Source organism: Brochothrix sp. (assembly GCF_017549435.1).
GTDB classification, from domain to species: Bacteria; Bacillota; Bacilli; order Lactobacillales; family Listeriaceae; genus Brochothrix; species Brochothrix thermosphacta.
In genome coordinates, this window is the sequence record NZ_JAFYUW010000132.1 from 1 (window position 1) to 4,830 (window position 4,830).

Consider the following 4,830-nt stretch of genomic DNA (forward strand, 5'->3'; position numbering starts at 1 on the left):
AGTTGGAAAAATGAGTGTACAACAATTAATAGATAATAAAGCAAAAGTAGCCGTTATTGGCTTAGGATATGTGGGCATGCCCTTAGCAGTTGGTTTTTCTGCTAAAGGAATCGCTGTGATTGGTTATGATCTCAATGAAACACGTATTGCGGCCTATCAAGCAGGCATCGATATGACCAATGAAGTGGGTAATGAGGTCATTGCTGCGACAACTGTTGAATTCACGGCAGATGAAAGCAAACTGCAAGAGGCGATGTTTCATATTATCGCGGTACCAACACCAGTTAATCAAGATAAAACACCCAATCTTTACCCGGTTGAATCTGCGAGCCGTACAGTCGGTCGTCAGTTAAAAAAAGGGTCGTATGTTGTCTATGAATCAACAGTTTATCCAGGTGTCACAGAAGAAGTATGTATTCCGCTTTTGGAAGAAGCGTCGGGTTTAATTTGCGGCAAAGACTTTTTTGTCGGTTATTCTCCAGAACGTATTAATCCAGGCGATCAAGAACATCGTTTAGAAAACATTGTGAAAATTGTATCAGGAACAGATGCTGCGACATTAGAAACAATTGCAAATCTGTATGAAATTGTTGTTGAAGCGGGTGTACACCGTGCCAGTTCGATTAAAGTAGCCGAAGCTGCTAAGGTTGTTGAAAACAGTCAACGTGATATCAATATTGCTTTCATGAATGAATTATCGAAGGTGTTTGACCGTATGGGCGTAAATACTTTTGAAGTAGTGGAAGCGATGAATACCAAATGGAATGCGTTAGGTTTTTATCCAGGGCTTGTTGGAGGCCATTGTATCGGAGTTGACCCGTATTACTTCATCTATGAAGCAGGAAAATTAGGTTATCATTCACAAATCGTCTTAGCAGGTCGCCAAATTAATGATTCAATGAGTGAATTTGTATCAGAAAATATTATCAAAAAAATCATTGAAGCTAACCTGTTAGTGAAAGGTGCCAAAGTCGTTATTTTAGGTGTAACGTTTAAACCGAACACACCAGATATTCGCAACTCGAAAATTTATGAAATCGTCCAAGGGTTGTTAAGTTATGGCGTTGATGTACAACTGTGTGATGCGTTGGCCAATGGAGCAGATGTACAAGAAATGTACGGTTTGCCATTGCAAACAATTGCTGATATTAAAGACGCGGATTGTGTTGTGATGGGCTCAGTACATGACGAGTATCAAAAATTAACCCCAGAAATTATTGACACGATGTATAAACAAACAAATGAGCAGAAAATAATGATTGAAATGCAGAGTCGCTTTTATAATGAGTATCATGCAAATGCTGATTACTTATATTGGAGTTTATAAGGAGGAATTATGACAACCATTGAATTTTTAGTTGCCACAATGAATCAACCTCATTTAACTTTTTTTGAGAAAATGAACATTAATACGCAGGCAGTAATTGTAAACCAACTGACGCATAAAACTAAGGGTTCCTGTGTTATTCCTGAAAAGGAAGCGGTCAAATGTATCAGTTATGAAGGTAAAGGTCTCAGTAAAAGTCGCAATATTGCGCTTCAACAAGCGACAGCAGATATTGTCGTTGTAGCTGATGATGATGTGCAGTACGTTGATGATGTTGTCGCAATCATTGACACCGCTTATCAGACTTATCAAGAGGCTGATATGATCTGTTTTATTGTAGAACGCACAGGTACACCTACACCAAAAAAATTCCGCACAACTTCTAGTGAGGAAAACTACCTCTCAATTTTAAAAGTGTCATCCGTGGAAATAACTTTTAAACGTTCAGCTATTGAGGAAAAAGGTTTGTTATTTAATGAATTAATCGGTGCGGGGGAAGCACTCTATTGTGGTGAGGAAAGTGCCTTTTTATATGCAGCTTTACGCGCAGGTTTGACCGTTCGGTATGTGCCCATAAAAATCGGAACCACAGATATGAGTACATCCACTTGGTTTAGTTCGTATAATCAACAATATTTTGAATCAAAAGGTGCCGCATTCTATGCAATGACATCGAGGTGGTACCGTATTTTAATGATACAATTCATCATCAGGAAACAAAAAATAGTCAAAGGTGACTACAGTTACTTTGCAGTCTTAAAGATGATGAGTAATGGTGTGAAGGCATATAAAAAGGCACGGGATGCCAAATAGTTATTCAAAATAAAGGGAGAGTGTTTAATAGTGACATTACAGGATAATCGTCAATGGAAATGGTCAGAAATATTTGTATTGTTAGTGATGCTCTCACTTTATTTTGGTATTTTTAATATCTATGTGGGTTTTTCCGTTAAGTTGTACATGATAGTGTTGGGAATTGGGGCGATATTTAGTATCAAAACGCTTGCTTTTGATAAATTATTATTCTTTGAAACACTGATGATTGCCTTTTTTATGATCTCGATTTTCTCTGCACTCCAATTTAGATATCCTGCAGAACAGTTGCGTTTTATCGTTGTTGTGTTGATTTTGCTCAGCTATTACTTCATTATGCGAGGCACTCTTGTCCGCCTCTCAATAAAAAAAATTGAAACGATGATCGAAATATCTGGATTAATCGGAATTAGTATTTCATTAGTATATTATGTGTTGGGTATTATGCAGGTAAACATGGTTTTTAAAGGAAACGGTATTCAAGTCTTAGGCGCGTTAATTGACCGTCAGGCACCTCGTTTAACAGGTGTAGCAAGTACGGACCCTAATATATTTGTGTTGTTTGTGACGTTGTATTTCTTCTACACATTTACACATTTAAATAAGTTTCGTAATATTCTTGGCTTTATTTTAACTTTATCGGCCATCGTCTTAACTTTTTCACGTGGCGGATATGTCGGTATTGTCTTAGGCGCAGTGTTGTTGCTCTTTATTGGTAAAAATTATGGTAAAAAAATAAAGATCGTTATGGGTGTCTGTATAATTGTAATAATTGCGTATTACTTTCAAAACCAATTACCAATCAATCCTTTTGAACAGTTAGAAAATCGGTTTTCATCTATTGGCTCAGATGGTGGGAGTGGCCGTAACGTATTATGGGCCAATGCGTGGCACACGTTCACACAACATCCACTTTTAGGAATCGGCATCAATAGTACGCTAAGTTATTCCCTAGATCAAGGTGAGTTATTGGCACGTTATATCCATAATACTTATTTAGAGATATTGTCAGAATTAGGAATCGTAGGCTTTATTACGTATTTCTCTTTCTGTATAATGCTACTTTACACATCGCTTAAATTAATTAAGCATAAAGTGTATTTTTTCTTGCCGGTATTTGTTGCGTTGTTTGTGCAGATGTTTTTTTTATCGGTGGAGTACAATGAAATGTTTTACCTCTGTGTGGTGCTGCTCTATCGGTATGCGAAAGAATATAAAATCAATGGTTAATATGTGTATAAGGAGAAAATTATGAAAATCGCTAAAAATTTCATCTATAATACCAGTTATCAAATTTTGGTGTTGCTGTTACCGTTAGTGACTGTGCCTTATATTGCGCGTGTATTAGGACCAGAAGGAGTAGGGGCGAAAAGTTATACTTTTTCAATCGTCCAGTACTTTATTTTAATTGCAATTTTAGGTTTGGACGCTTATGGTATCAGGGAAGTTGCTAAAGTCAAAGACAATCGTAAAAAGTTGAGTGAGACGTTTAAAAGTTTATTTATATTGCGTGTAATGACCGTGAGTGTCGCCTTTATTTTATTCTGTTTATTTATGTATTGGAACACGGAATTCATCTCTCTTTTTTGGATACAATCGCTTTATATTGTTATTGTGGCTTCAGATGTCGCATGGTTATTTATGGGTTTGGAACAATTCAAAAAAATTGTTATTCGTAATACAATCACAAAATTGGCAGGATTAATCGCCATCTTTATGTTCGTCAAACAAAAAGAAGATTTACCGCTCTATATCATTATTTTAATAATTTCCCAAGTAGCAGGACAAGTGACATTATTTCCCTATATACCAAAATATATTGACCGTGTAAAAGTTTCTTGTCTCAGTGTTATCAAGCATTTGAAACCGACGTTAGCCATTTTTATTACACAATTGGCGATGCAGGTGTATCTTGTGTTAAATCGGACACTGTTGGGAATTTATAGCACCACGAGCGAAGTAGGGATTTTTGATAGTTCGTATAAAATTATCAGCATCGCACTCGCTTTGATGACGTCTATTAGTACAGTGATGTTACCTCGTATCTCTGCGCTTGTATCAGAAGGTGAGCACGCCACTGTGCGCTTGTTTTTGAACCGGACGTTGAGTATCACGTTGTTATTTGCTGTTGGACTCATGTTCGGCATCGCCGGAATATCTGGAAATTTTATGGGATGGTTTTTAGGGGCAGGTTTCACAGGCGCAGGCAGTGTTTTAGTGTTACTAACACCAGTGATTCTATTCTTAGCTTGGGGTTCAATTATCGGTAATCAATTTTTACTGCCGATGAATCGGATGAGGGGATATAGTATTGCGGTATGTTCAGGATTATTCGTCAATGTAATCATCAATGTGCTGTTGATACCACAGTACGGAGCTCAGGGAGCGGCTGTGGCAACTTCTATATCAGAAGGCGTTGTTCTGTTAGCGATGATGATTATTGTGCGTGAGAGCCTTGATCAGTGGGTTTGGTTAAAAGAGCTACCGTTACTTATCATAGCAGGCGGCGTGATGGTGAGCGCTCTGTTAGTTATGAATAAATTACCAATACAACCAGTGGGACTAACGTTTTTACAAATTATTGTGGGGATAGGGATTTATCTTGTTATACTCTATCTCTTTAAAACAAAAACATTGAACTGGTTGCTTGATAAAATAAGCGTTGTAATTAATAAAAGACGTCAGAAATA

The 4,830-nt window shown here is 37.2% G+C and carries 4 protein-coding genes; all 4 read left to right on the forward strand.

The annotated features are described in order from the left end of the window. Nucleotides 1–10 precede the first annotated feature (10 nt). Nucleotides 11–1,327, forward strand: a complete 1,317-nt coding sequence (locus IKV95_RS08975; RefSeq protein ID WP_287451687.1) for a nucleotide sugar dehydrogenase — start codon at nucleotides 11–13, stop codon at nucleotides 1,325–1,327. A 9-nt stretch (nucleotides 1,328–1,336) separates the two neighbouring features. Beyond that, complete coding sequence (locus tag IKV95_RS08980) at nucleotides 1,337–2,140, forward strand: glycosyltransferase (protein WP_051457457.1); 804 nt, start codon at nucleotides 1,337–1,339, stop codon at nucleotides 2,138–2,140. Nucleotides 2,141–2,170: 30 nt separating this feature from the next. Next, a complete protein-coding gene (locus IKV95_RS08985) occupies nucleotides 2,171–3,370 on the forward strand; it encodes an O-antigen ligase family protein (RefSeq protein WP_029090861.1) in 1,200 nt (399 codons plus the stop codon). Nucleotides 3,371–3,391: 21 nt separating this feature from the next. Further along, a partial coding sequence (locus tag IKV95_RS08990; RefSeq protein ID WP_069133179.1) for a flippase occupies nucleotides 3,392–4,830 on the forward strand: 1,439 nt, incomplete at its 3' end.